The 26087-nt window shown below is 68.7% G+C and carries 21 protein-coding genes; 14 read left to right on the top strand and 7 right to left on the bottom strand.

Annotated features, from left to right (window positions below; translation table 11 throughout):
• The first annotated feature begins 35 nt into the window (after positions 1-35).
• From ACQ7JA_RS09465 to ACQ7JA_RS09445, 5 genes are all read left to right on the top strand, one after another.
• Positions 36-1400, top strand: coding sequence for an oxygenase MpaB family protein (locus ACQ7JA_RS09465; protein ID WP_430896943.1), 1365 nt, complete (start codon positions 36-38; stop codon positions 1398-1400).
• Positions 1397-4870: a response regulator gene (locus ACQ7JA_RS09460; protein ID WP_430896941.1), complete on the top strand. Its 3474-nt coding sequence runs from the start codon at positions 1397-1399 to the stop codon at positions 4868-4870. Before ACQ7JA_RS09465 ends, ACQ7JA_RS09460 begins: the two co-directional genes overlap by 4 nt.
• On the top strand, positions 4867-5820 hold the full coding sequence (locus tag ACQ7JA_RS09455) for a diguanylate cyclase (protein WP_430896939.1): 954 nt from the start codon (positions 4867-4869) through the stop codon (positions 5818-5820). The genes ACQ7JA_RS09460 and ACQ7JA_RS09455 overlap by 4 nt, the downstream gene beginning before the upstream one ends.
• A 75-nt stretch (positions 5821-5895) precedes the next feature.
• Positions 5896-9438, top strand: coding sequence for a response regulator (locus ACQ7JA_RS09450; RefSeq protein ID WP_430896937.1), 3543 nt, complete (start codon positions 5896-5898; stop codon positions 9436-9438).
• Positions 9435-10352: a diguanylate cyclase domain-containing protein gene (locus tag ACQ7JA_RS09445; protein WP_430896935.1), complete on the top strand. Its 918-nt coding sequence runs from the start codon at positions 9435-9437 to the stop codon at positions 10350-10352. Before ACQ7JA_RS09450 ends, ACQ7JA_RS09445 begins: the two co-directional genes overlap by 4 nt.
• Before the next feature lie 2 nt (positions 10353-10354).
• On the opposite strand, the gene ACQ7JA_RS09440 is transcribed toward ACQ7JA_RS09445, so the two are convergent.
• Entirely contained in the window at positions 10355-11755 is a 1401-nt protein-coding gene (locus ACQ7JA_RS09440) for a PLP-dependent aminotransferase family protein (RefSeq protein WP_430896933.1), read from the bottom strand.
• 147 nt (positions 11756-11902) lie between these two features.
• Here ACQ7JA_RS09440 and ACQ7JA_RS09435 point away from each other — a divergent pair, with 147 nt between their 5' ends.
• Positions 11903-12148, top strand: coding sequence for a hypothetical protein (locus tag ACQ7JA_RS09435; protein WP_430896931.1), 246 nt, complete (start codon positions 11903-11905; stop codon positions 12146-12148).
• A 235-nt stretch (positions 12149-12383) separates the two neighbouring features.
• Here the strand turns inward: ACQ7JA_RS09435 and ACQ7JA_RS09430 are convergent, their stop codons facing one another.
• Together ACQ7JA_RS09430 and ACQ7JA_RS09425 are read right to left on the bottom strand one after the other, a co-directional pair.
• Positions 12384-13400 (bottom strand): hypothetical protein, encoded by a 1017-nt coding sequence (locus ACQ7JA_RS09430; protein ID WP_430896929.1) that lies wholly within the window; start codon positions 13398-13400, stop codon positions 12384-12386.
• A gap of 113 nt (positions 13401-13513) precedes the next feature.
• Complete coding sequence (locus ACQ7JA_RS09425) at positions 13514-14116, bottom strand: DedA family protein (protein WP_258829872.1); 603 nt, start codon at positions 14114-14116, stop codon at positions 13514-13516.
• Positions 14117-14253: 137 nt separating this feature from the next.
• Here ACQ7JA_RS09425 and ACQ7JA_RS09420 point away from each other — a divergent pair, with 137 nt between their 5' ends.
• On the top strand, positions 14254-15204 hold the full coding sequence (locus ACQ7JA_RS09420) for a LysR substrate-binding domain-containing protein (protein ID WP_430896927.1): 951 nt from the start codon (positions 14254-14256) through the stop codon (positions 15202-15204).
• Here ACQ7JA_RS09420 and ACQ7JA_RS09415 read toward each other — a convergent pair.
• The 3 genes from ACQ7JA_RS09415 to ACQ7JA_RS09405 all read right to left on the bottom strand — a co-directional run bounded on the left by ACQ7JA_RS09415 (position 15183) and on the right by ACQ7JA_RS09405 (position 17396).
• Positions 15183-16145 (bottom strand): class I SAM-dependent methyltransferase, encoded by a 963-nt coding sequence (locus ACQ7JA_RS09415; protein ID WP_430896925.1) that lies wholly within the window; start codon positions 16143-16145, stop codon positions 15183-15185. The two genes, ACQ7JA_RS09420 and ACQ7JA_RS09415, sit on opposite strands and share 22 nt — an antisense overlap.
• 104 nt (positions 16146-16249) lie before the next feature.
• Positions 16250-16633, bottom strand: coding sequence for an OsmC family protein (locus tag ACQ7JA_RS09410; protein ID WP_430896923.1), 384 nt, complete (start codon positions 16631-16633; stop codon positions 16250-16252).
• 61 nt (positions 16634-16694) lie between these two features.
• On the bottom strand, positions 16695-17396 hold the full coding sequence (locus ACQ7JA_RS09405) for a pirin family protein (RefSeq protein ID WP_430896921.1): 702 nt from the start codon (positions 17394-17396) through the stop codon (positions 16695-16697).
• Positions 17397-17631: 235 nt separating this feature from the next.
• On the opposite strand from ACQ7JA_RS09405, the gene ACQ7JA_RS09400 reads away from it, so the two are divergent.
• From ACQ7JA_RS09400 to ACQ7JA_RS09390, 3 genes are all read left to right on the top strand, one after another.
• Positions 17632-18153, top strand: a complete 522-nt coding sequence (locus tag ACQ7JA_RS09400; protein WP_430896919.1) for an ankyrin repeat domain-containing protein — start codon at positions 17632-17634, stop codon at positions 18151-18153.
• 111 nt (positions 18154-18264) lie between these two features.
• Positions 18265-20160, top strand: coding sequence for a putative bifunctional diguanylate cyclase/phosphodiesterase (locus ACQ7JA_RS09395; RefSeq protein WP_430896917.1), 1896 nt, complete (start codon positions 18265-18267; stop codon positions 20158-20160).
• An 89-nt stretch (positions 20161-20249) separates the two neighbouring features.
• The gene (locus ACQ7JA_RS09390; RefSeq protein ID WP_430896915.1) at positions 20250-20708 is read left to right on the top strand and encodes a hypothetical protein; all 459 of its coding nucleotides are present in this window, start codon (positions 20250-20252) and stop codon (positions 20706-20708) included.
• A gap of 5 nt (positions 20709-20713) precedes the next feature.
• Here ACQ7JA_RS09390 and ACQ7JA_RS09385 read toward each other — a convergent pair whose 3' ends face one another.
• Positions 20714-21196 carry a GNAT family N-acetyltransferase gene (locus tag ACQ7JA_RS09385; protein WP_430896913.1) on the bottom strand — a complete coding sequence of 161 codons (483 nt, stop codon included), beginning with the start codon at positions 21194-21196 and terminating at the stop codon, positions 20714-20716.
• Positions 21197-21382: 186 nt separating this feature from the next.
• Between ACQ7JA_RS09385 and ACQ7JA_RS09380 the strand changes: the two genes are divergently transcribed.
• The 4 genes from ACQ7JA_RS09380 (at position 21383) to ACQ7JA_RS09365 (ending at position 26084) form a co-directional block, all read left to right on the top strand.
• Positions 21383-22609 carry a sensor histidine kinase gene (locus tag ACQ7JA_RS09380; protein ID WP_430896911.1) on the top strand — a complete coding sequence of 409 codons (1227 nt, stop codon included), beginning with the start codon at positions 21383-21385 and terminating at the stop codon, positions 22607-22609.
• Positions 22606-23352: a LytR/AlgR family response regulator transcription factor gene (locus ACQ7JA_RS09375; protein ID WP_430896909.1), complete on the top strand. Its 747-nt coding sequence runs from the start codon at positions 22606-22608 to the stop codon at positions 23350-23352. The genes ACQ7JA_RS09380 and ACQ7JA_RS09375 overlap by 4 nt, the downstream gene beginning before the upstream one ends.
• Before the next feature lie 202 nt (positions 23353-23554).
• The gene (gene purU, locus ACQ7JA_RS09370; protein ID WP_430896906.1) at positions 23555-24448 is read left to right on the top strand and encodes a formyltetrahydrofolate deformylase; all 894 of its coding nucleotides are present in this window, start codon (positions 23555-23557) and stop codon (positions 24446-24448) included.
• Positions 24449-24914: 466 nt separating this feature from the next.
• Complete coding sequence (locus ACQ7JA_RS09365; RefSeq protein WP_430896904.1) at positions 24915-26084, top strand: diguanylate cyclase; 1170 nt, start codon at positions 24915-24917, stop codon at positions 26082-26084.
• Positions 26085-26087 lie beyond the last annotated feature (3 nt).

The following is a 26087-nucleotide window of genomic DNA, read 5'->3' as shown; positions in this document are numbered from 1 at the left end:
CCCCGACCACAACCGGCAAGACTGTAGGAGGCTGCATGAAGCGCGACGCTGTCCACCCGATCTCCCCCGCGATGCGGGCCGACCCGCCGGCCGACGACGCCGTCGCCCGCATGCTCGACGGCGCGCAGTCCGCCCACGCAATGGCCGACCGGGTCGCCGCCATCAACCGCGAAATCGTCCGCTGGGAGAGCAACGGCGGCCTGCGCAACTGGACGCCGGGGCCGGATACCGACCCGCGCATCGGCGCCGCCCTGCAGGATTACCTGTCTGCCTGCCCTGCCTTGCCCGACTGGGCCGACCCGGTGAAGATCGCCCGCGCGGAGACCGTGTTCATGGACATGAGCATGCTCTCCTGCACCCTGCTGTTCTGCGCCAGCCTGCCGGAGTGCTACGTACTGCCCGACCTGTCGAGCGTGCTGCAGGCGGCCGGCCAGCTGGAACAGCATACCGACTACCGGATCCGCTCCACCGCCGCCATGATCTTCCCGGTCATGATGCGCGGCGGCCTGTGCACGCCAGAGGGGGGCGGTGTCGCGCAGGCCCTCAAGGTGCGCCTGATCCACGCCACCATCCGCCACCTGATCCTGCGCGGCGCGCCGCCGCAGGACCCCGGCCTGCTGGCCGCCGCGCCCAGCCTGCCTGCGATTGCCCCGAGCGGCGGCGGCATCTACCACGTGCTGTACGCGCACGGCTGGGACAGCGCCCGCGACGGCCTGCCCTGCAACCAGGAAGAACTCGCCTACACCCTCCTGACCTTCAACTTCGTTTTCCTGCGCGGCCTGCGCCGGCTCGGCCTGGGCCTGTCTCCCCAGGACGAAGAAGCCTATCTGCACGCCTGGAACGTGCTCGGCCACCTGCTTGGCATCGAGCGCCCGCTGATGGCCTGGACCATGGACGAGGCGCAGGCGCGCTTCGACGAGATGCAGGCGCGCGGACGCGCGAAACTGCGCCGGCCGGATCCGCGCCCGGCGCTGGCGGCCAGCCTGATGCGCGCGATGGAGAACGAGATTCCGCTGCGCCTCCTCAAGCCTTTCCCGACCCTGCTGACGCGCTTCCTTTGCGGGAAGGACGCCAGCGACGACCTGAACCTGGACAAGCCCGTGCCGCTCCCCTCGCGCATGCTGTTCGCCGGCGGCTTCGCCCTGATCCGCCTGTTCGACACCGGCGTGCGCGTGTTCTTCCCCGGCTTTTCGATCACCCGCATGTTCACCCGCGCCGCCGGCTACCGCCTCGTGACCCGCTTCCTGATGGACCAGACCCGCCCGCTGCGCCTGCCCGCTGCCCTGCTCGGCCAGGTGGCCGAGACGACCGATGCCTGGCGGGTCGATCCGAAGGCGCCGCGCTGGGTCCAGCGCATCGAAGCCCGCCTGGCCGGGGAAACGGGGACGCCACGCGCATGACCGCCTCCACGCGCCCGACTTCCCTTCACGCCGCGCTGCGCCTGCTGTGCGCGGCGCTGTTCCTCCTCCTGCTGGCTGCGCAGGGCGCGCAGGCCGCGCCGGCGCCGCTGGTCCTCGGGCGTGACGCTGCGAAGGTCGATGCCTGGCCGGCGCTCACCGTCCTGCTCGACGAAGGCGCTCAGCTCGACGCCCGGGGCGCCCTGGCTGCCGATGGGCGCTACGAGGCGCCCGGGCTGGCCCACGGCGTGCTCAAGCTGGTCCAGGACCCGCACTGGATGCGCATCCCGCTACGCGTCGCGCCCGACGCGCCGGGCGACTGGGTGGTGGAAATCGACTACGCCATCCTCGACTACGTCGAGTTCTACCTGGTGGAAGACGGGCAGCCGCGCAAGCTGGCCAGCAGCGGGCGGCGCCTGGAGGAACACGGCGCCCTCAAGGGGCGGGTGCCGGCCGCGGCGCTCAAGCTGAAACCCGGCGCCGACTACACCCTGCTGGTGCGGGTCGACGCCAAGGGTCCTCGCATCGCTCCGGTCAGCTTCATGCAGCCGGACGCCTTCCACCAGGCCTCGCTGCGCGAGCAGATGATCCAGGGCCTGCTGCTTGGGATCGCGGCCTGCCTGCTGGCCTACAGCCTCGGCCAGTGGATCAGCATCCGCGAAATCATCTACGTCAAGTACGCCATGTACGTCGGCGGCCTGACCCTGTACGGCATGGTCTGGTTCGGCGTCGGCGAGCAGTTCCTGTGGCGCGGCGAGGTCTGGTTCAGCCGCCACGTGATGGGCCTGTCCTCCATGATCGCGGCGACCGGCGCCTACCTCTTCGTCGAGGAGGTGCTGGCCCGTCCCGGCCGGGACCGGCGTTTCAGCCTCGTGATGAAGACCGGCGCCGGCCTCTGCGCGGGCGCCGGCCTGCTGTGGTGCCTGGGCCTGCTCGACCACCGCATCCTGATCGTGTTCACGATGACCGTGGCCAGCGCGCCGATGCTGCTCGGCCTGCCGGGCGCCTGGCGCCGCGTCCGCGAAGGCGACCCGATCGGCACCTACTTCCTGCTCAGCTGGGTGTTCAGCGTAATGGGCGCGTTCACACAGTCGCTGCTGGCCATCGGCAAGGTCCCGGCCAATTTCTGGACCATGCATTCGCTGCAGCTGGGCGTGACCATCGACATGCTCCTGTTCCTGCGCATCCTGAACCTGCGCGGCAAGGCCGTGCAGGTGGCGATGCTGCGCGCCGAAGCCGAAGCGCGCATGAAGTCGGAATTCCTGGCCAATATGAGCCACGAGATCCGCACCCCGATGAACGCCATCATCGGCATGAGCCGGCTGGCCCTGATGGGCGACGCGCCGCCGCGGCTGCGCAACTACCTGGGCAAGATCCTGGGTGCGGGCGAACACCTGCTAGGCCTGGTCAACGACATCCTCGACCAGTCGAAGATGGAGGCCGGGAAGCTGTCGATCGAGTCCGTCCCCTTCGACCTCAACGAGATGCTGGACCACCTGGCGACCGTTACCAGCGTCAAGAGCGATGCCAAGGGCGTCGAGCTGGTCTATCGCGTCGGGGCGGGCGTGCCGCAGCGCCTGGTGGGCGACCCGCTGCGCCTGGGCCAGGTGCTGGTCAACCTGACCGGCAACGCCGTCAAATTCACCGATCAGGGCGAAATCGTGGTCTCGGTCGAATGCGTCGGCAATGCCGACGGCCGCGTGACGCTCGAATTCTCGGTGTCCGACACCGGCATCGGCATGAACGCCGAACAGCTGGGCCGCCTGTTCCAGTCCTTCAGCCAGGCCGACAGCTCGACCACCCGCAAATACGGCGGCACCGGCCTCGGCCTGTCGATCTCGCGCCAGCTGGTGGAACTCATGGGAGGCCGTATCGCCGCCACCAGCACCCCGGGCGCAGGCAGCCGCTTCGCCTTCACGGTGCCCCTCGGCGCCGCCCCCGAGGACACCGGGGTGTTGCGCCAGGCGACCCTGCGCGACGTCCGCGCACTCGTGGTGGACGACAGCGCCACCGCCCGCGCGGCCCTGGCCGAGATGCTGGAGGGGATCGGCGTGCGCGCCGACACCGTTGCCTCGGGCGAGGAATGCCTGGCCGCGCTGGCCGGCGCCCGCGGCGACGGCGCGCCCTTCGACATCGTCCTGATGGACTATCTGATGCCGGGGCTGGACGGCGTCGAGACCATCCGCCGCATCCATCGGACGGTAGGCGGCGACGCTCCGCCGGCGATCCTGATGGTCTCGGTGTGCACCCGCGACACCGTCCTCGAACAGGAGGGCGAACTGCCGGTCGACGCTTTCCTCCACAAGCCGGTCGGGCCGGCCCTGCTCTACCACAGCATGCTGCAGGCCCTGCATCCCCAGCTCGGCCTGCTGGATGCGGGCGCCGCCGCCCCCGGCCTCCCGTCGCCGGCCGACATCCCGCGCCTGGACGGCGCGCGCATCCTGCTGGCCGAAGACAATGCCAACAACCGCGAAGTGGCCCTGGACTTCATGGCCGCGGCCCGCATGCAGGTCGACGTCGCCTTCAACGGCGTGGAGGCGGTGCGCATGGCATTGGCGGGCGACTATGACCTGGTGCTGATGGACATCCAGATGCCGGAACGCGACGGCCTCGACGCCACCCGCGAAATCCGCAAGGATCCACGCATGCGCAGCCTGCCGATCGTGGCGATGACGGCGCACGCGCTGCCGAGCGACCGCGCCATGAGCCTGGAAGCGGGCATGGTCGACCATGTCACCAAGCCGATCGACCCGGACCTGCTGTTCTGCACCCTGCTCAAGTGGATCGACCCGGCCCGCCTGGCGGGACGCCCCTTGCCGCCCCGGGGCAAGCCAGAGAAGGTGCCCTCCGTCGCGGGCAGCGACGACCGGCCGGACCTGCCCGCCGTGCCGGGCCTCGACTGGCGCCTGGCCCTCGACAAGGTCGACGGCCAGCGCCACCGCCTGGAGAAACGCGCCAGCAGTTTTGTCCGCGAGTATGCACAGGCACCGCGCATCCTGCGCGAAGCCCTGGGCGGCGGCGACCATCCGCGCCTGCAATCGCTGGCCCACAACCTCAAGTCGAGCGCTGCCTACGTGGGCGCCTTCGAGCTGTCGGCGGCGGCCCACCGCCTCGAACAGGACCTGCGCAACGGCCAGGCGGCGCACCTGGCGGCCCAGGTGCCGGCCCTGGTGACGGCGGCCGAGAACGTGCTGGCGGCCCTGTCCCAGCTGGCCGACGCGGCCCGGCCGCGCCAGCTCGAGCCGCGCGCGGTGGCCGAACTGGTGGCGCGCCTGGACGGATTCCTGCGGCGCGACGACGCCAGGGCCGAGGATGCGCTGGCCGAACTCGAAGCGCTGCTGGGCGGCGGCGAGCATGCGCCGGTGCTGGCCGAAGTGCGCGGCGCGGTAGCGGACATCGAATACCAGGCCGCACTGGCGCCGCTGGAGCGGCTCGCCGCCACCCTGGCGCTCGACGTGGAGGGCGCGGCGTGAACGGCGTGGAAATGCAGAAGGTGCTGGTGGCGGACGACGACGCGGTCAACCGCGAGGTGCTGGGCGAGCTGCTCAAGCCCGAGTACACGGTGCTGCTCGCGAAGAACGGCGCCCAGACCCTGGAGCGCGCCGCGCGCCACCAGCCCGACCTGATCCTGCTCGACGTGATGATGCCCGACATGGACGGCTACGAGGTATTGCGGCGCCTGCGCGCCGATCCGCAGCTGGAACACATCGCGGTCATCTTCATTTCCGGCCTGGACCGTCCCGAAGACGAAGCCAGCGGCCTCAAGATGGGCGCCGCGGACTACATCGTCAAGCCCTTCAACCAGACCGTGGTGATGGCGCGCGTGGCCCTGCACCTGCAGGTGGTGCGCCAGCGCAGGATGCTCGAGCGCCTGGCGAACATCGACGGCCTGACGGAACTGGCCAACCGGCGCCGCTTCGACGAAGTCTATGCCCTCGAATGGCAGCGTGCGCGGCGCGGCAGGCGCGCGCTCTCGCTGGCCCTGCTCGACATCGACGCCTTCAAGCAGTACAACGACCGCTACGGCCACCCGGCCGGCGACCGCGCGCTGCGCTCGGTGGCCCGGGCCGCAGCCGGCGCCATGCGCAGGCCAAGCGACCTGGCGGCGCGCTACGGCGGCGAGGAACTGGTCCTGCTGCTGCCGGAGACCGGCGCCCTGGAGGCCGGCCAGGTGCTCTCGCAGCTGGTGGACGCCGTGGCGGCGCTCGCCATCGCACACGAGGCTTCCGGCGTGGCGCCCGTCTTGACGGCCAGCGTGGGCGGCGCCACCCTGGAGCCGGGCAGCCAGGAATCGCTGGCGGCGCTGTTCGAGGCTGCCGACGCCCAGCTGTATCGCGCCAAGCAGACCGGCCGCAACCGCGTCTCCTGGCGCGACGCCGATCTCGACCAACCCGACGCCATCCCCTACTCCGCCGCACCCTGATTCCCGCATCGGGCGAGCGGGCGCGGGCGATACCGCGTCACGGCTAGAATCGCTCGGCCCCATACGATCGACACCATGATGTTCAACCAGATTCCCTTCCGCCGCGGCGCCTTGTGCGCGTTCCTGTTCCGTATGGCGGCGCTGGTCGCCATCGTGCTGCCGGCCTTCGCCTTTGCGCAGGCGGCGCAGCTAGAGCTGACGCGATCGGCCCCGGTGGTCGAGGCCTGGCCCGGCGTGACCATCCTGCGCGATCCGGACAGCCGTCTCGATGCGGCCGGCGTCATCGCGCGCGCCGGGGAGTTCGAGCGGCCCCGCACCGCCTATGCGACCCTCGGCATGCAGCCGGGCACCACCTGGGTGCGCATCCCGATCACGGTCGCGCCCGACGCTCCCGGCGGCTGGGTGATGCAGATCGATTTCGCCCTGCTGGATGAAGTCGACGTCCACCTGGACTCCAGCGCGGGCCTGCGCCAGGTGGCTCGCCTGGGCCGCATGCAACAGGCGAGCGGCGACGACCTGCGCAGCCGGGTGCCCGGTGTCGTATTGCGGCTGGCTCCGGGGCAGACCTACACGGTGCTGTTGCGGGTACGCTCGGTCGGCCCCAAGATCCTGCCGATCAGCTTCATGCAGCCGCGCGCCGTACTCCCCGTCGCCCTGCAGGAACAGATCATCCAGGGCTTGCTGCTGGGCCTGCGAATCACCCTCTTCCTGTACGCGATCGGCCAGTGGCTCAGCCTCCGCGAGCCGCTGTTCGGAAAATACGCCCTGCTGGCGGCGGGCGTGACGGTCTACTCGGCGGCCTGGTTCGGCACCGCCGGCCAGTACCTCTGGCCGGGCAATGCCTGGCTGCTCGAGCACGGCGCCGGCATCGCCTCGATCGTCGCCTCCTGCGGCGCCTACCTGTTCGTCGAACAGTCGCTGGCGCGCCCGGGCCGGGACCGCATCTTCAGCATCATGATGAAGACCCTGGCCGCCCTGTGCCTGCTCACGGCGCTGGGCTTCGGCACCGGCGTGATCGGCCACGCGAAGCTGGTGCTGATCGTCGGCACCCTGGGCATCCTGCCGATGCTGCTCGGCCTGCCCGGCGCCTGGCGCCGCGCGCGCGCCGGCGACGTGGTCGGGACCTACTTCCTGCTCGGCTGGGCGGTCGCCTTCGTCTGCGCGCTGGTGACGGCCCAGCTCATCAACGGCAAGCTGCCGGCGAACTTCTGGACCATGCACGCCCTGGTCTTCGGCAGCACCTTCGACATGCTGGTCTTCATGCGCATCCTCGGCCTGCGCACCAAGGCCATGCAGACCGCGATGCTGCAGGCCGAGGCCAGCACCCGCATGAAGTCGGAATTCCTGGCCAATATGAGCCACGAGATACGCACCCCGATGAACGCCATCATCGGCATGAGCCGCCTGGCATTGACGCGCGAACCATCGCCGGCCCAGCGCAACTACCTCGGCAAGATCCTCGGGGCGAGCGAGCACCTGATGGGCATCATCAACGACATCCTCGATTTTTCCCGCATCGAAGCGGGCAAGCTGGCGCTCGAGTCGGTCCCCTTCCAGCTCGACGAGCTGCTCGGCCAGCTATCGAGCCTGCTCGACGTGAAGAGCGAGGCCAAGGGCATCGAGCTGGTGTTCCGCGTCGGTCCCGGCGTGCCGCCAGCCCTGGTGGGCGACCCGCTGCGGCTCGGCCAGGTCCTGATCAACCTGACCGGCAACGCCGTCAAGTTCACCGAACGCGGCGAGATCGTGGTGGCGGTCGAACTGCGCAAGACGGTGCAGGACCGCGTGGTGCTGGCGTTTTCCGTCAGCGACACCGGCATCGGGATGAGGCAGGAGCAGATCGCCCGCCTGTTCCAGTCCTTCACCCAGGCCGACAGCTCGACCACCCGCAAGTACGGCGGCACCGGCCTGGGCCTGTCGATCTCGCGCCAGCTCGTCGAGCTGATGGGCGGCGAGATCGCGGTGGCCAGCACGCCGGGCGTGGGCAGCCGCTTCAGCTTCACGGTGCCGCTCGGCGTGGCGCACGGGCAGCCCGGCATCCTGGTCAGCGGCGCGCTGCTCAAGGCCCAGCTCGAAGACATGCGCGCCCTGGTGGTCGACGACAGCGCCAGCGCGCGCCTGGCCCTGGCCGAAATGCTCGGCGCCCTCGGCCTGCGCGCCGACACCGCGGCCTCGGGCGAGGAATGCCTGGACCTGCTGGCGCGCGCCGAAGAGAATGGCGAGCCTTACCAGCTGGTCCTGATGGACTACCTGATGGCGGGCCTGGACGGGGTCGAGACCATCCGCCGCATGCGCCGGCGCGCGCAGGCGCAGGGAAGCGCCAGCCCGGCCACCCTGCCCGCCATCCTGATGATCTCCGCCTGCAGCCGCGACACCATCATGGAGGAACAGCGAGACCTGCCGGTCGACGCGTTCCTCCACAAGCCGGTCGGCCCGGCCCTGCTCTATCACAGCCTGCTGCAGGCCTTGCACCCGCAGGCTGCCGGCGTCGAGGGACCTGCGGCCTATCCGGCCGTGGTCGGCGAACTGCCGCGCCTGGACGGCGCCCGCATCCTGCTGGTCGAGGACAATGCCAACAACCGCGAAGTGGCCCTGGACTTCATGGCCGCCGCGCGCGTGCAGGTCGACGTCGCCTTCAACGGCCGGGAGGCGGTGCGCATGGCCCTGGCGCGCGACTATGACCTGGTGCTGATGGACATCCAGATGCCGGAGATGGACGGCTTGTCCGCCACCCGCGAAATCCGCAACGACCGGCGCCTGCGCACCCTGCCGGTCGTCGCGATGACGGCGCACGCCCTGCCCAGCGACCGGGCGCTGAGCCGCCAGGCGGGCATGAACGACCACGTGACCAAGCCGATCGATCCCGACCTGCTGTTCTGCACCCTGCTCAAGTGGATCGACCCGGCGCGCCTGGCGGGCCGTCCGCTGCCGCCGGCCGCCGCCGCGCCGGCCACGGCGCCGCAGTTCGGGAGCGGCGACGATGCCGCCGCCCAGGCGCCGCTGCCGGCGGTGCCGGGCATCGACTGGCATGCGGCGCTCGAGAACGTCGACGGCCAGCGCAACCGGCTGCAGAAGCGCGCCGGCAGCTTCGTGCGCGAATACGCGCCGGCCCCGCGCCAGCTGCGCGAGGCGCTGGCTGCGGGCGACCATGCGCGCCTGCAGACCCTGGCGCACAATCTCAAGTCGAGCGCGGCCTATGTCGGCGCCTACGAGCTGACCGGCGCCGCCGCGCGCCTGGAGCTGGGCCTGCGCGAAGGCCGGCTGGAACGGGTCGGGGTGGATGTCGCGGCGGTGGTCGCATCCCTCGATACGGTGCTGGCGGGGCTGCGGCGCATGGCGTCGAGCGTCCTTCCCGGGCAGGCCGACCCGGCCGGGGTCGCAGCGGTCATCGCGCGCCTGGATCACTTCCTGCGCGGCGACGATGCGCGCGCCGAGGATGCCCTGGCCGATCTGGAAAGCCTGCTCGCCGCCGGCGCCCATCGCGACCCGTCCGCGCGCGCCTGCGACGAGCTCCTGTGCGCCGTGCGGCGCGCAGTGGGCGACATCGAGTACAGGGCGGCGCTCGGCCCGCTGGCCGCCCTGCGCGAGCGGCTGGCGCTCGGCCAGGAGGTGCGCGCATGAAGATCGCGGAAGCACAGAAGGTCCTGATCGCCGACGACGACGCCGTCAACCGCGAGGTGCTGGGCGAACTGCTCAAGCCCGAGTACACGGTGCTGCTGGCCAGGAACGGCGCCCAGGCGCTGGAACGCGCCGCCCGCCACCAGCCCGACCTGATCCTGCTCGACGTGATGATGCCCGACATGGACGGCTACGAGGTGCTGCGGCGCCTGCGCGCCGATCCGCAGCTCGCCCACATCTCGGTGATCTTCATCTCGGGACTGGACCGGCCCGAGGACGAAGCGGCCGGCCTCAAGATGGGCGCGGCCGACTACATCGTCAAGCCCTTCAACCAGACCGTGGTGATGGCGCGCGTGGCCCTGCACCTGCAGGTGGTGCGCCAGCGCAGGATGCTGGAGCGGCTCGCGAACGTGGACGGCCTGACCGAACTGGCCAACCGGCGCCGCTTCGACGAAATCTACGAACTCGAATGGCAGCGCGCCCGGCGCAGCGGCCGCCCCCTGTCGCTGGCCCTGCTCGACGTCGACGCCTTCAAGCAGTACAACGACCGCTACGGCCACCCTGCCGGCGACCGCGCGCTGCGCGCCGTGGCCCGCCTGGCGGCGACCGGCATGCGCAGGCCGGGCGACCTGGCGGCCCGCTACGGCGGCGAAGAGCTGGTGCTCCTGATGCCGGAAACCGACGCCGGGGAAGCGCAGTCCGTCGTGGAAGGCATCCGCGAGGAGCTGGCGCGGCTGGCCATTCCCCACGAGACGTCCACCGTGGCGCCGGTGCTGACGGTGAGCATCGGCGGCGCCACCCTGGCGCCCGGAGCGCGCGAGCAGTCGGCCGAACTCTTCGAGGCGGCCGACACCCACCTGTATCGCGCCAAGCACGGCGGTCGAAATCGCATTATCTGGCGCACGCCGGCCGGATAGTGTTAAACGACAGCAGCGCTGAACGACTCGGGCCGCCGTGCAAGCAGATGAGACAGTCGTTGCAGACCCGCCTGCAGGCGCCCACGGTCCTTGATGCTGCCCAGGGAGATCCGGACCGCATTCAAGGACCCGTTACCGGTGGCGAACGCCTCCGCCGGCGTGACCGCGATGCCCTCGCTGTCGGCCGCGCGCGCAAGCTGCGCGGAGTTCCAGTATCCCGGCAACTCGAGCCAGACGTGCAGGCCGTCCCCGCGGCCGCTGTAGCGCCCCGCCAGGATGTCCCGCGCCATCCGGTGGCGCAGGCGCGCCTCCTTGCGGACGCCCGCCAGCAAGCCGTCCGCCGAGCCGTCGTGGATCCACTGCGTGGCCAATGCGGCGCTCAAGGGTGCAGCCATCAGGGCAAATGACCTGAGCGCGACCAGGAAACGTTCGCGTTCCTGCGGATCGCGCAGGAGCACGAAGGCGACGCGCAGGCCGGGCGTCAGGCATTTCGACAGGGTCGAGATGTAGACCACCTGTTCCGGGGCGAAGCTGGCAATGGGTGGTGGCGGCGCATCGGCCAGGAGCCAGTAGGGATCGTCTTCGACGATGCGCACATTGCAGCGCTTCGCGATGCCGGCGAGCTGCTTGCGCCGGCGTTCGGGCATGGTGATCGCGGTCGGGTTCTGCAAGGTCGGATTGAGGTAGACCAGCCCGGGTTTGTGCAGGCGGCACGCTTCCTCGAGCATCGCAGGCAGCATGCCGTGCCTGTCCGCTTCCACGGCGACGATGCGCCGGCCGAACTGGGTCGCCGCCGCGCGCACGCCGGGATAGGTCGTCGGCTCGGCCAGGATTACATCGCCGGGCTCCGTCAGCGCAAGGATCAATGCGGCGAGCGCCGCCTGCGCGCCGGGACAGACCACCAGCTGCCCGGAATCCAGGTGTCCGAACATCGGTGCGAGCCACTTCGCGCCGGCCTGGCGGTCGGCGTCGCTTCCGCCGCCCAGGTGGTAGGTCATCAACAACTCGTTGTCTGCCCGCATCAGTACCTGGGACAGGCCTTGCTTGAGCATGTCGTCGAAGTCCACGCCATCCGGCGGTGGCGGCGTATTCATGCTCAGGTCGAGGACCGCGGTCAGTTCGACCTTCGGCGCCGCGACATAGGTGCCGCGCGCGCCGCGGCCCTCCAGCAGATTGCGGCGCCTGGCTTCGTCGTAGGCGCGCGTGATCGTCGTCAGGTCGACGTCCAGCCGCGCCGCCAGCTGGCGCTGCGGAGGCAGGCGGTCGCCCGGCTTCAGGGAACCGTCCGTCACGGCCGCCTGCAGGGCATCCGCAATCTGCAAAAAACGCGGCCCGCCCTGCCTGGCCAATCGCGGCATCCAGTGTGGCAAACTCTCATCTTGTATGGTTCTTAACTGGGACATTTTGTCTCAATGTATGGAAATTGCTTTTGAGTAGAATGCCTCAGATCCTGAAACAAAACCATACAAGCACGATATCGTGGAACAGCCTGGGCAGCGTTACGCGGCGCTGCTCCTCACAAAAGACAGTAACTACTGGAAATACCCGAAATGACGGACTGGTTCCCCATAGTTTTTTTCACGTTCAAGATTGTTGCCTTAAGCATCGGCATGTTCTTCGCCATCAAGTGGCATTACGATCAGGGGAAGAAGCACGAGGACAAGAAGCAGGAGAAGCGCGCGGTGCTGCGCGCGACAGGCGTGGTGGCGGCCGTCTTCGTGCTCCTGCTCGTGGGCCTGGGACTCCTCACCTACGTCTTTGCCACGAAGCTCGGCCTGGACCTGAGGCTCCCATGATGAATCAGCCCGGCAGGCCTGCCGCAGCTGTAATCAATGCATCAATGTGATGCCCCATGGAACTTGGCCAGCATTGCAAACACGAACCTCGGTGTCAGGTCTGACATTCAGACACGGCCTCTACAGTAGATGAACAGTAAAGGCTGAGCTCGTGTCCAAATGTCAGACCTGACACCGGGCTTGGTCTTCGGGTTGGGGCATCTGAAAACTTTGGTGGGCGCAGGGACGCGCGGGACTAACCGCGGCAGACCAGGCCGAAGCGGGTGGCCTCGCAGCCGCGCTTGATGCAGGCAGTGGCATGGTAGCCCGCGGCACGGCACATCCGCAGGGTTTCGGCCAGGGCGCCGGTGGCGGCCGGCTGTGAAGGACCCGGATCCTGTGGCGTCGCCGGGCGCGCCAGGCTTTCCTGGCGGCTGCGCTGGGCGTCGGCCAGGGCGCGCGCCAGCACCCGCTCCGAGGGCGCCTTCGGCTTTGCCGCCTTCTTGACGGCGGGCTTGTCGCGCTTCGCGGGAGCGGCAGCGACCCGGCGCTCGGGCCTCGGCTTCGCCGCCGCCTTTTTCTTCACAGGGGGCGGCGGCGCGGCTTCTGCCCTCTCGGGGAGCGCGGCAACTGCAGGTGCTGCGGCCGCTACCGCCGCGAGCGCTGCCTCAACCGGCGGCTCGGAGACCGGCGCCTCCGAAGCGGCGGCGGAGGCGGGCGCCTCAGGCGGCAGCAGCTTGAGCGGCGGCGGTTCTTCCGGCGCAGCCTGCGCGGCGGGAACCGCCATCGGCGCCGCCGCTACCGGCGCGGGGCTGTGGTCTGCAACGATCGCCAGGGTCGATTCCACCTTCGTTTCGCGCACCATCCAGGCGGCGGTCCCGGCCACGGCGACAATGCCGGCCAGGGCCACACTCCAGCCGAGCGCCTTGCGGCCCCAGCGCTCGGTCCAGGGCATGGTGTCGGCTTCCAGGGGGACGGTCCAATCCGGCTGGCGGCTCGAGAACGAGGCGACTTCCGGCGGGACGCCGAGCGATGGCTCGGGCCTGCCTGGCGGCGGCACGGGGTTCGGGGGAGGCGGCGCCGGGACGGCGCGGGGCTGCGGCGGCTCGGGAGACGCGGGCTGCGCTGCCGGCCCACGGCTGCGCCACACCCCTGCGCGGGCGCGTGTCTGATGGTCCGCGGGCGGCGCCGGCGCCGGTATGGCAGCGGGCGCGCGACGGCGCACGGGTAGCGGCGACATGCTGGACTGGCTGTCGCCGAAGTCTTCCAACAACTGCTTCTTCATGGGCTGGGACCTGCTTTCTAACAGGCCGAGTGTAGCCCAAACGCAGCGCTCGTGCGTGCTGCGGTGCGGCGGGGGCGCCACATCCGACAGCGCCGCCCGCCTCAAGCCTTGGCCGGACGGTGCGTGATCACGCGGTAGATATACCAGGCCAGCAAGATCCCAAAGATGCCTTTCGAGACCGGATCGACATACTTGCCCACCTGCTCGAAATTACTCTCGAGCACGAAGCCGGCCCCGGTCAGCGCGCCGGTCCAGGCCAGCGAGCCGATCGTCGAGTACAGCAGGAACTGGCCCAGCGACATGCAGGCCAGGCCGGCCGGTACCGAGATCAGGGTGCGGATCGCCGGGATCAGGCGCCCGAACAGCACCACCGAACGGCCGTGGCGGTCGAAGGCCGAGATCGCCTTGTCGATGTCTTCGGCGGTGACCGTCATCCATCGCGCGTGGCGGTCGGCGAACTTCTTCAGGCGCTCCTTGCCGTAGATTTTCGCGCCGTAGTACCAGGGCAAGGCGCCCGCGATCGAGCCGGCCGTGCCCGCGATCAGGACCCCGGCCAGGTTCAGGTCGCCGCGCGCGACGACGAAGCCGGCGAAAGGCATGATCAGCTCGGACGGGATTGGCGGGAAGATGTTTTCTACGGCCATCAGGACGAACACGCCCAGGTAGCCGCTGGATTCGAGGAAGTCGGTGATGAACTTGAACATGGCAATGCGCTCGCTGTCTGAAGTGGGGATGACGATACCATCTTGCTAACATCGGCCGCGCCCGCCTGAAGCTGCCCCGGGGATGGCGGGCGCGGCGGGTTTTCGCTACCATGCGGGATTGTCATGGAGGAAAGCAATTGCTGAAACTGAGCCTGGACGCACTCGAGATCGTCGACACCATCGCCCGCAAGGGTTCCTTCGCGGGCGCGGCCAAGGAGTTGTTCCGCGTCCCCTCCACGATCTCCTACACCGTGTCCAAGCTCGAGGAAGACCTGGGCGTGCGCCTGTTCGACCGCTTCGGCCCGCGCGTGGCGCTCACCGAGGCCGGCAAGGAACTGCTGAAGGAAGGCCGCTACCTCCTGAAGGCCGCCGGCGACCTCGAGTCGCGGGTGCGGCGCGTCGCCTCCGGCTGGGAAACCGAGATCGCGATCGGCATGGATTCGATGCTCGCTCCCAGCGGCCTGCAGGAAGACATCGCCGCCTTCTACGATGTGGCCGACCAGACCCGGCTGCGCCTGGTGCGCGAAGTGCTGTCGGGCACCTGGGACGCCCTGCTCGACCGCCGCGTCGACCTCCTCGTCGGCGCCGCCGGCGAAGGCCCCTCGGGCGGCGGCTACACGGCCGAACCCATCGGCAGCAGCAGCTTCGTGTTCGCGGTGGCGCCCACGCATCCGCTGGCGGCCATCGACCGTCCCCTCGACAAGGCCGACCTCTTGCCCTACCGCGCCGTGGCCGTATCGGACTCGGCGCGCCAGCTGGGGCCGCGCACCGTGGGCCTGCTGTTCGGCCAGGACATGCTGGCGGTGCCGGACATGGAGACCAAGTACACCTTCCAGCTGCGCGGCATCGGCTTCGGCTTCCTGCCGGAAGCCTGGGCGCGTCCCGCCATCGCTGCCGGCCTGCTGGTCGAGAAGGAGGTGGTCGAACCGAAGCCGGCCGAGACCTTCTACCTCGCCTGGCGCAGCGGCGAGGAAGGCGCGGCGCTGGCATGGTGGCTCAAGCGCGTGCGCGAGCACGCGCCCTTCGAGCGCATGATGGCGCGCCACTGCCACGAGGCCGACGGCAGTCAGCCGGGCCGCGCGAAGTAGACGAAGGTGCTCTTCGGATAGAGGTGACGGTAGATCGGGCGCGCCAGGGTCTTGAGCGCCGACTTCGGCTCCATCCAGCCCGAGCTGCTGTTGTAGAGCTTGCGCAGCGAGGGCCGCAGCGGCCGCAGGCCGGCTTCACGGCCCAGCGCGCTCAGGGACGCATGGGTGAAGGCGTTGATGTGCTCGAAGGGTGCGATGGCCATGATGTCGCCGTCGTCCAGGCGCGAGAAATCTCCGCTGCCGACCAGTTTGCGGATCGACTTTTCGGAGTTCGGCACGCTCACCTTGATCAAGCCGCCAGGCTTCAGGGCACGTCCCAGGCGCTGCAGCATTTCGCCGGGCTCGAGCAGGTGCTCGAAGACCTGCTCGGTATTGATGAAGTGAAATTCGCCATCGGGCAGCCGGCTGGCATCGACGACCGGGATGCCGACCGACCTCGCATAGTCGATCCGCACCTGCGACAGCTCGGCCCCGCACACGTTCACGCCGAAGGCGCCGGCCATCCTGGCCCATTCGGCCCAGCCGAAGCCGAAGTCCAGGGCCCGGACGCTGCTGGGGCGCATGTGGAAATGGTCGAGCATGAACTCGACCTGCCCGGCCAGGTAGCGGTAATCGTCCAGGCCCCAGCTTGAAGCCACCGCCTCGCGCTCGGTGGCGGGCAGCCAGCGGTCGTAGATTTCCTGGAGCAATTCCTCGGTCGGCACCTGGGCCTGGTAAGCGAGGCCGCAGTGCTCGCACTGGGCCAGCTCGTAGTCGTAACCGGAGAAATCGCGCTCGACCCGGCGCTCATAGTGCTCGCGCATGTAGCGGCTGATGCCGGGACTGTCGAGCGGCTCCTTGTGCAGGGTGCGGGTGCTGCCCCGATGGCAGCCGGGGCAGTGCTCGCGGCGCCGCAGCACCGGGGCTGCCAGGGGTGCAGTTGAAGCGGACGATTCAGGCATGCCGGCCTCCCGGGCGTCGGAGTCGTTGACAATCATCGTTCTTGCGAGGCCGATGGTATGCCAAACGCGCTCCCCACGCTCGTCCGTGGGCAAGCGTGCGCAGGTCAGTCCGCCGTAGTCTCGATCCGGATCGTGCCGGACAGCGTCTTGTGCACCGGGCACTTGTTGGCGATGTCGAGCAGGCGCGCACGTTCGTCGGCATCGAGCTGTCCGACAAACTCGATGTGGCGCTGGAAAACGTAGGCGCCGTCCTTCTGGCCGTGCTCGATGCGGGCGCGGACGTCGTCCAGCTGCATGCCCTTGCGGCGCGCATACATGGTGACCGTCAGCGCGGTGCAAGCCGCCAGCGCGGCCGCCAGCAGGTCGTGCGGTTCCGGGCCCGTTTCCTCGCCGCCGAAGCTCGCCGGGGCGTCGCTCAGGAGCTGGTGCTTGCCGATGTTCAGGACCTGCTGCAGTGGGCCATTGCCCTTGTGGACGGTCACTTCCATATTCTTCTCCCTGTTGGCGGCGCGGGAGAGCCCGCGCCGGTTTTCTTCAATGGACTCGATCTTACTGCGGCAGGTCGAAAACCAGGATCTCGGCCGCTTCCGCCTTTTCCAGGCGCACGGCTTCCTCGCCGGTCACCTTCAGGGCGTCGCCGCCGGCCAGCTGCACGCCGTTCACCAGAGCGCTGCCGCGGATCACGTGGACGTAGGCCTGGCGTCCCGCCGCCAGCTCGTGGGTCAGCGCATCGTCGCCGTTCACGATCGCGGCGTAGATCGACGCATCCTGGCGCATCGAGACCGAGCCTTCGCGGCCGTCGTTCGAGGCGATCAGGCGCAGCCGGCCCTGTTTCGAGGCGGCGTCGAAGTGCTTTTCCTCGTAGCCTGGCGCTTCGTTCATGGTGTTCGGCTCGATCCAGATCTGCAGGAAGTGCACGCCTTCTTCGTTCGAGTGGTTGTACTCGCTGTGCACCACACCGCTGCCCGCGCTCATGCGCTGCACGTCGCCGTAGCGCAGCACCGAACCGTTGCCCATGCTGTCCTTGTGTTCCAGCGCACCTTCCAGCACGTAGGAGATGATCTCCATATTGCGGTGGCCGTGCGAATCGAAGCCGCGGCCCGGTGAGACCCGGTCTTCATTGATCACGCGCAGCGGGCCGAACCCCATGTGCTTCGGGTCGTGATAGTGGCCGAACGAAAAGCTGTGCTGGGATTTGAGCCAGCCGAAGCTTGCGGCGCCGCGTTCGTTTGCTTTACGTACGTTCAACATGGTGCTCTCCTTTTCTATGATGGATCATCGAAGCCCTCGATTGCCGCCGGCGTCTGGCGCCTTGCTGTTCTCCGATGCGATGGAGCCATTATGCGCGCCGCCGCAGCGATTGAAAAACGGATAGTTTCCCGCCCTATCATCGAAGTTTTCGAACACCCGCTCCGGCATCCCGCGTGCGCCGTGCATCGCCGCGGGCATGGTCTAATCGTCCAATCCGAACCCAATGGAGCCAGCGATGCAGCAAGCGAGCCACGCCAGCCAGCTCGACGAAGCCACCCTGGACTTCGTCCGCCGCGTATTCCAGAGCGCCCGCAGCGGCGACACCCCCCATATCGCCGAACTGCTGGCCCAGGGCCTGCCGCCGAACCTGCGCAACGAGCGCGGCGACAGCCTGCTGATGCTGGCCAGCTACCACGGCCATGCCGACACGGCGCGCATCCTGCTGGCGCACGGCGCCGACCCGGAACTCATGAACGACGCCGGCCAGACACCCCTGCTCGGCGCCGCCTTCAAGGGCGACGTCGCGGTGGCGACGGTGCTGCTGGATGGCGGCGCCCTGCCCGACAGCGCCGGACCGAACGGCAAGACGGCCCTCATGTTCGCCGCCATGTTCAACCGCGTAGACATTGCCAGGCTCCTGCTCGAGCGCGGCGCCGACCCGGAACTGCGCGACGCGGACGGCCTGAGTCCGCTGTCCGCCGCCATGCGCATGGGCGCCGCCGACACCGCCGCCCTGTTGTCGAAGGCACCGTCGTAAGCTGCGAGCATGGAATCGCAGTGCGTTTACTCAAGGCAACATTGCAAACTATTTCCAGTTCTGGCGTAATACATGTACGGAACGCAAGGCGTTCCATTATGGAAGGCAAGCATGCAGCGACCTCGCATCCCGACCGATGAAGCACAGCGCCTCGCTGCGCTGCACGCCACCAGGCTTCTAGGCAGCGCGCCGGAAGAGTCCTTCGACAGGATCACGCGCACTGCCGCGCGCCTGTTCGATGTTCCAATCGCCTTGATCTCTCTCGTGGACCGCGACCGCCAGTGGTTCAAGTCCCGGGTCGGCCTGGATGCATGCGAGACTTCGCGCGAGATTTCCTTTTGCGCTCACGCGATCCTGCGCGACGAGCCCATGGTCGTGCCCGACGCCGCCAGGGACGCCCGCTTCGTCGATAACCCGGCTGTCACCGGTGACCCGCACGTGCGTTTCTATGCCGGCGTCCAACTGTATTCTCTCGACCGGATGAAGATCGGCACCCTGTGCGTAGTCGACCGGCGCCCGCGCGAACTCGATCCTGGCGACCTCGACGCGCTGCGCGATCTTGCGCACACCGTGGAGCAGCTCATGTATTCGCGCCAGCTGGCGCTGGCGGCCCAGTCATTGAGCGCGGACTTGCGCGAGGAACGCGCGCGGCACGGCGCGCCGGACAGTCCCGTCGGCAGCCCCCTGACCGGCGAGCTCGAATGGCTGGTGTCGCACGACGTGCTCACCGGCCTCCCCAATCGCCAGGAAATGCTGCGCGCGATCGCAGCCAGCATCGCACGCTGCCGCGAACACGGAAGGCCGGCCCTGGTGGCATGCCTGAACATCGACCGCTTCAAGCGCTTCAACGAGCTGCTCGGCCACCGGGTCGCCGACGACATCCTGGTGAACATCGCCAGGAGCGTCCAGGCCCTGCTGCGCGAGGGCGACCTGCTGGCGCGCTCGGGCAGCGACGAATTCCTGATCCTGCTGCATGCCAGGAGCGACCATCCGGAGCCGGAACGGGCCCTGGAGCGGATCATGGCGGTGGCCAATCGCGCCATTCCCGCGCCGGGCGGCGAGATCGCCCTCACCTTCAGCATCGGCACCGCGCTGATGCCTGGGGATGGGATCGACGCCGACGCCCTGCTCAACAACGCGGTGACGGCGATGCGCTACGCCAAGAAACAGGGACGCGGGGAGATCCAGCCCTACTCCGCTTCCCTGCGCACCGAGTCGAGCCGCCGCCTGACGCTGGAAAGTCACCTGCGGCGGGCGCTGGCCCAGGACGAGCTGTTCGTCGAGTACCAGCCCAAGGTCGACCTGAGGAGCGGCCGCCTGGCCGGCTTCGAAGCCCTGGTGCGCTGGCGCCATCCGGAATTCGGCGTAATACCACCCGACGAGTTCATTCCCATCGCCGAGGAGACCGGCTTGATCATCCCGATCAGCGACTGGGTGCTGCGCACTGCCGTCGTTCAGCTGGGCGCGTGGCGGGCCGCAGGCCTGGACGTGGTGCCGGTGGCGGTCAACCTGTCGGCGCGCCAGTTCCTGCAGTCGGACGTGGTCGCCTCGGTCACGGCCCTGCTGGAGGAATCTGGCGTGCCGCCGGAACTGCTGGAACTGGAGCTGACCGAAAGCGTGTCGATGGCCGACCCGGAGCGCAGCGTGGTCGTGATGCGCGGCCTGGGCGAGCTCGGCGTAACCATGAGCATCGACGATTTCGGCACCGGCTACTCGAGCTTCGGCTACCTCAAGCGCCTGCCGCTCGACAAGCTCAAGATCGACAAGTCCTTCGTGCAGGACATGGGCCACAGCGCCGAGTCGGCCGCCATCGTGCAGGCCATCGTGGCCATGGCCCACCGCCTGCGCCTGGCCGTGATCGCAGAGGGCGGCGAGACAGCGGAACAGGTCGCGGCCCTGCGCAAGGCCGATTGCGACCAGCTGCAGGGCTACTATTACTCGAAGCCGCTATCCGCCGCGGCCTGCACCGAGTTCATCCGCGCCAATGCTCAGGCGTCCGCGGCCTGAGGCGCATGGGTACACATTTTTGCTTGCTCGAATCGTGCGCTTGCATAAGCAAAATATAATTAGCGCCTCTGCAACCTTGTCGAGACAATATGAACTTCTTGCCGCTCACCCTGCTCATGTCCGGCGCAATGCTGGCCATCCCCGCGCATGCCAGCGATGCGATCCTGAAGTGCCGCACCCTGACGGACGGCCCTGCCCGGCTGGCCTGCTATGACGCGATCGACGTGAAGGCGCAGCCGGCGTCGGCGCCCGTGGCGCGCAGCAAGGAAGAGGCATTCGGCCTGGGCCCGGCGGTGACGGCGCCGGCGAAACGCAAGGAAGAAGCGAAGTCGGTCACCAGCACCATCGAAGGCCGCTTCGACGGCTGGGGCCCCGGCACCCAGATCACACTGGCCAACGGTCAGGTCTGGCGCGTGGTCGACGGCAGCGCGGTGGCGCTGTCGGCTGCCCGGAACCCGAAGGTCAGCATCGAGCGCGGCATGCTCGGCGCCTTCTACCTGCAAGTCGAAGGCAGCAACAATACCGCCCGGGTCAGCCGGGTCAAGTAAGGGATTTAGTCCAGCGCGCGGCGCATGTAGCGGGCCGTTCCCGGATAGCCGGCCAGGGCCGCGCGAGACCGGGGGCAGTCGATCCCGGTTTCCTGGAAACCGAGCGAAGACCAGAAGGCCGCCGTGTCCTGTACCGACACCAGGCTCGACGCGGCGAGGCCGAGCGCACGGCCGTGTTCAAGGAGATGCGCCACCAGCCTGCGTGCGAGGCCACGCCCATGGGCGCGCGGCGCGACCGCCAGGTCATGCAGGTAGAGCGTGTCCGCGTCAAGCGCCGGTTCAAACGGCGCATCCAGCGGCGTCACCACACCCAGCCGGCTCGGATAGGCAAACAGGTAGCCGCACACGCCTTCGGCATCGACTGCGACGGCGCAGCTGCCGGGCGCTGCACGCATGCGCGCCAGGACCACCTCGCGCGGCTCCTGCATCGACTCGGGGTAGCAGGCGGCCTGCACACGCAATACCGCCTCGAGATCGGCCGGCCGCATGGGGCGAAGTTCGCAATGTGATTCGTGCTGCATGAAACGACGGGCAAAAGTCCGCCATCGTAGCATGGAGCGGCCTGCCGCCGTCATTCGTCGCGCACTTTCGTCGTTCGTCGCCTGGCGGTTTGCGGCGTCCCGCGCCTTCCCTACACTGTCCTTATTGCTTTATATTAATGAGCTGGAGGATGTATGTGGCGCAGGCTGATCGATTGGTACGACGACGTGGAGCGTGAACGGCTTGCCGTGCAGGACAAGCCAGCGCTGCTGGAAGCGCGGTGGCGCTTCAGTCCGCGCCGCTATCTGGTGTGCAAGCTGATGTCGATGACGCCGACCGAACGACACGAGATGCGTGCGTTCTGCGAGGTCTACCAGGGACGGCGGCTGTGGCTGACCCTCGCCGCATTCGCCGCGGGATTCTCCCTGATCGGCGTGCTGCTCCACCTTCTGGTCGACAAGTTCAACTGGGTCGGCGCAATCGGGGTCGCCAACCTCATCGGTTTCACCCTGCTGCTGGGCGCCGTCACGGCCTGGTTCAACATGAGCTACGTGGTCGCCACCAGACGCCGCGTGGTTGTGTACTCCGTCGCAGGTATCCTGGTAGGCGGCCTTGCCAGCGCCCTGGTGAGCGTGCTGCTCCAGGCCGCGCCGATCTCGGAAGTACTCGAGCGCCTGCCGCGCATGTTCTTGTCGGCGGCGATCGGATGCGCCGCGGGCGTTGCGCCCGTTCTGATCGTCGGCCGCATCCGTCGCCGCAAACAGGACATACTGACGCGCAAGCTGCAGCGCGATGCCGAGGCCGAACGCCTTGCGCGCGAACTGAGCGAATCGAAGCTGCGCATGCTGCGCGCCCAGATCGAGCCCCACTTCCTCTTCAATACCCTCGGCGCGGTGCAGCAGTTGGCGGCCGACGGCGCGCCCCGGGCTGCGGCGCTCACCGGCGACCTGATCGACTTCCTGCGCGCCAGCTTCAGCGATATGCGGCGCGACCAGGTCACCCTCGCGAACGAATTCGCCACCATCGCCGCCTACCTGCGCGTGATGCAGGCGCGCATGGGCAAGCGCCTGGACTTCTCGCTCGACCTGCCCGACGCCCTGGCGCCGCTGCAGGTGCCGAGCATGCTGGTGCTGACCCTGGTGGAGAACGCGATCAAACACGGCATCGAGCCCTCGCTGCGCGGCGGCGCCATCCTGGTCAGCGCGCTCGAAGAAGATTCCCGGACAGTGATCCGCGTGCGCGACACCGGCGTGGGCATGAGCGCCACGCCGGGCGATGGGGCCGGCCTCGACAACGTGCGGCGTCGCGTGGCGCTGGCCTACGGCGACGGCGCCGTGCTGGCGCTGTACGATGCCGACCCCGGCGTGGTCGCGGAAGTCGTGGTGCCATTCACGCGCGCGACCTGGCAGGAGGCCGCATGACGACCGTCCTGATCGCCGAAGACGAACCGCTGATGCGCGAGCGCCTGGTGGGCATGCTGTCCGCAAGCTGGCCGGAAGCGCGCATCGTGCTGGAAGCCGAGAACGGCAACGACGCCTGGGACGGCTACCTGGAACACGAGCCCGAGGTGGTCTTCCTCGACATCCGCATGCCCGGCCTGTCCGGTCTCGAAGTGGCCGAACGCATCGGCGACGGCGCCCACGTGGTCTTCGTCACCGCCTACGACCAGTATGCCGTTGACGCCTTCGACGCCGGGGCCGTGGACTACCTGCTCAAACCCGTGCAGGCCGACCGCCTCGAGCGCGCCCTGGCCCGGATCCGCGCCAAGCTGAGCCAGTCGCCTGCCGACCTCGGCGACCTGCTGCGGCACCTGAAGACGAACCTGCCCGGCGCCCGCAGCGAAAAGTTGAAATGGCTCAAAGCGACGGTCGGCCGCCAGATCCGCCTGATCGACGTGGACGAGGTGCTGTTCTTCCAGTCCGACACCAAGTACACCCGCGTGGTGCTGCCGGACTCGGAAGCGCTGGTGCGTACCCCGCTGAAGGACCTGCTGGGCGGCCTCGACCGCGACCGCTTCTGGCAGATCCACCGCGGCACCCTGGTGAATGTCGGCGCAATCGCCGCGGTCGAGCGCATCGACGCCGAGCGCATGCAGGTGCTGCTGCGCGGCTGCGAGGAAAAGCTCCCGGTCAGCCGCACCTTTACCTACCTGTTCCGGGATTGACGGCCGTGGAAGGCTGCGTCCCGACTCTTCATCGTGCGCGGCTTGACGGCGCCGCCCGCATCCGCCAAGATGACTGTATGACAACGTCTGCTTTGTCCACAAGGCTTGCACGGCGGCGCCAGCGGCATCCGGCCATCCGCCGTTCCAGCCACGGCTCCCCGCGCGAATGCGCAGGCGTCCCACCTACAGACAGGACGACCGCATGACCCCGATTGAATCCGCCAGGCCCCCGCACACCCCCGAATACATCCTCAATGCCGCCTGCCGCGCCGGCATCGGCATCGTCGCCGCCGTGGCCACCTTCCTTGCCGAGCGCGACTGCTATATCTGCGCGCTGGAGCAGTTCGACGACGACTCCACCGAGCGCTTCTTCATGCGCGCCGTGTTCCGCCGCCAGGCAGGGTCCCCATCGATCGAGGACATCCATGAACAGTTCGGCAGCGGCGTCGCCACCCGCCTGGACATGCAGTGGAAGATCCACGACTCGGCCGAACCGGTCAGGACCGTCCTCATGGTCTCGAAGGACGACCACTGCCTCGACGACCTGCTCTACCGGCGCCGCAACGGCGAACTGAACATGTCGATCACGGCCGTCGTCTCGAACCACCTCGACCTGCGTCCCATGGTCGAGCGCGAGGGCATCCGCTTCATCTTCCTGCCGGTGACGAAAGAGAACAAGGCCCAGCAGGAAGCGCGCCTGCTCGAGGTGGTCGAAGAGACCCGCGCCGAGCTGGTGATCCTGGCGCGCTACATGCAGATCCTCTCGGACGAGCTGGCGCGCCGCCTCGCCGGCCGCTGCATCAACATCCACCACTCCTTCCTGCCCGGTTTCAAGGGCGCCAAGCCCTACCACCAGGCCTTCGAGCGCGGTGTGAAGCTGATCGGCGCCACCGCCCACTACGTGACGCCGGACCTGGACGAAGGCCCGATCATCGAACAGATGGTCACCCGCGTCGACCACAACTTCAAGCCCGAGCAGCTGGTGCGCGTGGGCCGCGACAACGAGTGCATGGCGCTGGCCGCGGCGGTGAAGTTCCACATCGAACGCCGCGTCTTCGTGCACGGGAACAAGACCATCGTGTTCCGCGGCAGCTGAGGTTCAGCGCTCGGCCTCCCTATCCATCCGCTGCTGCGGCGACCAGAGCCGGGCATATTGCCCCTTGCGCCCCAGCAGCTCCTCGTGTCCGTGCCGCGGTCGTGTGCGTCCGCCCTCGCCCCGCCTTCAGGAGAGCCTCAGAACTCTTCCCACTCCTGCTCGGCGGCTTTCGCGCTGGCGGCCGGTTTGCGCACGGACGCCGGCTTCGCCGCGGCGGTGCGTGACGGCAGTGCCGGGCGAGGCGACGGGGCCGGCGCGCTCGTGGCCGCCGGGCCGGCGAGCGCAGGGGTCGCCGCATCGGCAATTTCCCTGCTCTAGGGGAGATTGCGGCGGCCGCTAACGAAACTCGATGGAGTCGACACGCAAACCGCGTCGCTCAAGTTCCCTTAGGGTTACATTTGGTGAGCCTTCAACATGGGTCTTGATGGAACAATACGACTGCTCCCTCACTCTTTTCCATCGCTCCGTGCCCCGCCCTCCTGTTTCCGGCCACCTCGCCATCGATCTCCTGCGCGCCGAATTCGCCGACCGCCGCCTCGAAACCGCCCACCTGGAAGCCCAGCTGCCCCGCACCCGCAGGCAGCTCGCTTTCACCCTGCTGTTCTGCAGCCTGTATTTCCTGTGCTTCTTCGCCACCGACGTGGCGGCGCTCGGCATCGTGGCGGACACCGCCCTGTTGCTCGGGGCGCGCCTGCTGGTCGCGGCCTGTGCAGGGTCCTGCGCCTGGGTCGTGTGGCGCCGACGGCCCGGCATCCAGGCGTGCCGCCTGGCCGCGACCGTGTCCGAGACCGTCGCGCTGGGATGCTTCATGGTGATCGCGCTGCACCGGCCCGGCGAGTTCCACTGGCACGCGATGTCGCTCGCCATCATGCTGCTGGTGATCTACCTGTTCATTCCGAATCGCCTGGCGACCGCGCTGGCAATCGCGGCCACCGCCACCGCCGTCTTCCTCGGCCTGACCCTGGCCTACGCCGGCATGGACTTTGCCGCCCTCCTCACCATGTGCATGCTGCTCGCGCTCGTGAACACCTTCGGCGTTCTGGCGGCGCGGCGCTACCAGCACGCCACGCGCGAGGAATACCGCGCGCGTCTGGTGCTGGAAGACGCGGCCGAACGCGACTGGCTCACCGGCTGCCACAACCGCCGCCACCTCCATGAGGTCCTGCTCGACGCGGCGCAGGCGCGCGCCCACGCGGGCCAGCCTCTGAGCGTGCTCCTGTGCGACATCGACCACTTCAAGCGGATCAACGACAGCCACGGCCACGGCGCCGGGGATGCCGCCCTGCTGGCCTTTTCGAAGCTCTTGCAGGCGGTGGCGCGCGAGGGCGTCGACAGCGTGATCCGCTACGGCGGCGAGGAATTCCTGCTAGTCCTGCCCGGAACGGGCCTGGCCGCGGGCGTGCAGCTCGCCGAATGGCTGCGGCTGCGCTGCGCCGCCATGCCGGTGCAGCACCCGGCGGGTGGCGACGCGATCTACACCACGGTCAGCTTCGGGGTGGCGAGCTGCGCGCATGGCGGCACGCCGCTGTCGGAACTGATCGACGCGGCCGACAAGCTGATGTACACGGCCAAGCGCAACGGCCGCGACCGCGTCGAGTCGCTGCTGCTGGCCGCGCCCCTGCCGAAGGCCGCCTGAAGC

The organism is Massilia sp. BKSP1R2A-1, assembly GCF_050586525.1.
GTDB lineage: Bacteria > Pseudomonadota > Gammaproteobacteria > Burkholderiales > Burkholderiaceae_D > Telluria.
This window is presented reverse-complemented; position numbering and strand designations above follow the sequence as displayed.

Excerpts from the sequence above, each read along its gene's own strand:
- ACQ7JA_RS09415 (WP_430896925.1), bottom strand. The coding sequence starts at position 16,145 with ATGCCTGAATCGTCCGCTTCAACTGCACCCCTGGCAGCCCCGGTGCTG.
- ACQ7JA_RS09435 (WP_430896931.1), top strand. The coding sequence starts at position 11,903 with ATGACGGACTGGTTCCCCATAGTTTTTTTCACGTTCAAGATTGTTGCC.
- ACQ7JA_RS09385 (WP_430896913.1), bottom strand. The coding sequence starts at position 21,196 with ATGCGGCCGGCCGATCTCGAGGCGGTATTGCGTGTGCAGGCCGCCTGC.
- ACQ7JA_RS09390 (WP_430896915.1), top strand. The coding sequence starts at position 20,250 with ATGAACTTCTTGCCGCTCACCCTGCTCATGTCCGGCGCAATGCTGGCC.
- ACQ7JA_RS09460 (WP_430896941.1), top strand. The coding sequence starts at position 1,397 with ATGACCGCCTCCACGCGCCCGACTTCCCTTCACGCCGCGCTGCGCCTG.
- ACQ7JA_RS09445 (WP_430896935.1), top strand. The coding sequence starts at position 9,435 with ATGAAGATCGCGGAAGCACAGAAGGTCCTGATCGCCGACGACGACGCC.
- ACQ7JA_RS09375 (WP_430896909.1), top strand. The coding sequence starts at position 22,606 with ATGACGACCGTCCTGATCGCCGAAGACGAACCGCTGATGCGCGAGCGC.
- purU (WP_430896906.1), top strand. The coding sequence starts at position 23,555 with ATGACCCCGATTGAATCCGCCAGGCCCCCGCACACCCCCGAATACATC.
- ACQ7JA_RS09400 (WP_430896919.1), top strand. The coding sequence starts at position 17,632 with ATGCAGCAAGCGAGCCACGCCAGCCAGCTCGACGAAGCCACCCTGGAC.
- ACQ7JA_RS09425 (WP_258829872.1), bottom strand. The coding sequence starts at position 14,116 with ATGTTCAAGTTCATCACCGACTTCCTCGAATCCAGCGGCTACCTGGGC.
- ACQ7JA_RS09405 (WP_430896921.1), bottom strand. The coding sequence starts at position 17,396 with ATGTTGAACGTACGTAAAGCAAACGAACGCGGCGCCGCAAGCTTCGGC.
- ACQ7JA_RS09440 (WP_430896933.1), bottom strand. The coding sequence starts at position 11,755 with ATGTCCCAGTTAAGAACCATACAAGATGAGAGTTTGCCACACTGGATG.
- ACQ7JA_RS09465 (WP_430896943.1), top strand. The coding sequence starts at position 36 with ATGAAGCGCGACGCTGTCCACCCGATCTCCCCCGCGATGCGGGCCGAC.
- ACQ7JA_RS09450 (WP_430896937.1), top strand. The coding sequence starts at position 5,896 with ATGATGTTCAACCAGATTCCCTTCCGCCGCGGCGCCTTGTGCGCGTTC.
- ACQ7JA_RS09410 (WP_430896923.1), bottom strand. The coding sequence starts at position 16,633 with ATGGAAGTGACCGTCCACAAGGGCAATGGCCCACTGCAGCAGGTCCTG.
- ACQ7JA_RS09380 (WP_430896911.1), top strand. The coding sequence starts at position 21,383 with ATGTGGCGCAGGCTGATCGATTGGTACGACGACGTGGAGCGTGAACGG.
- ACQ7JA_RS09395 (WP_430896917.1), top strand. The coding sequence starts at position 18,265 with ATGCAGCGACCTCGCATCCCGACCGATGAAGCACAGCGCCTCGCTGCG.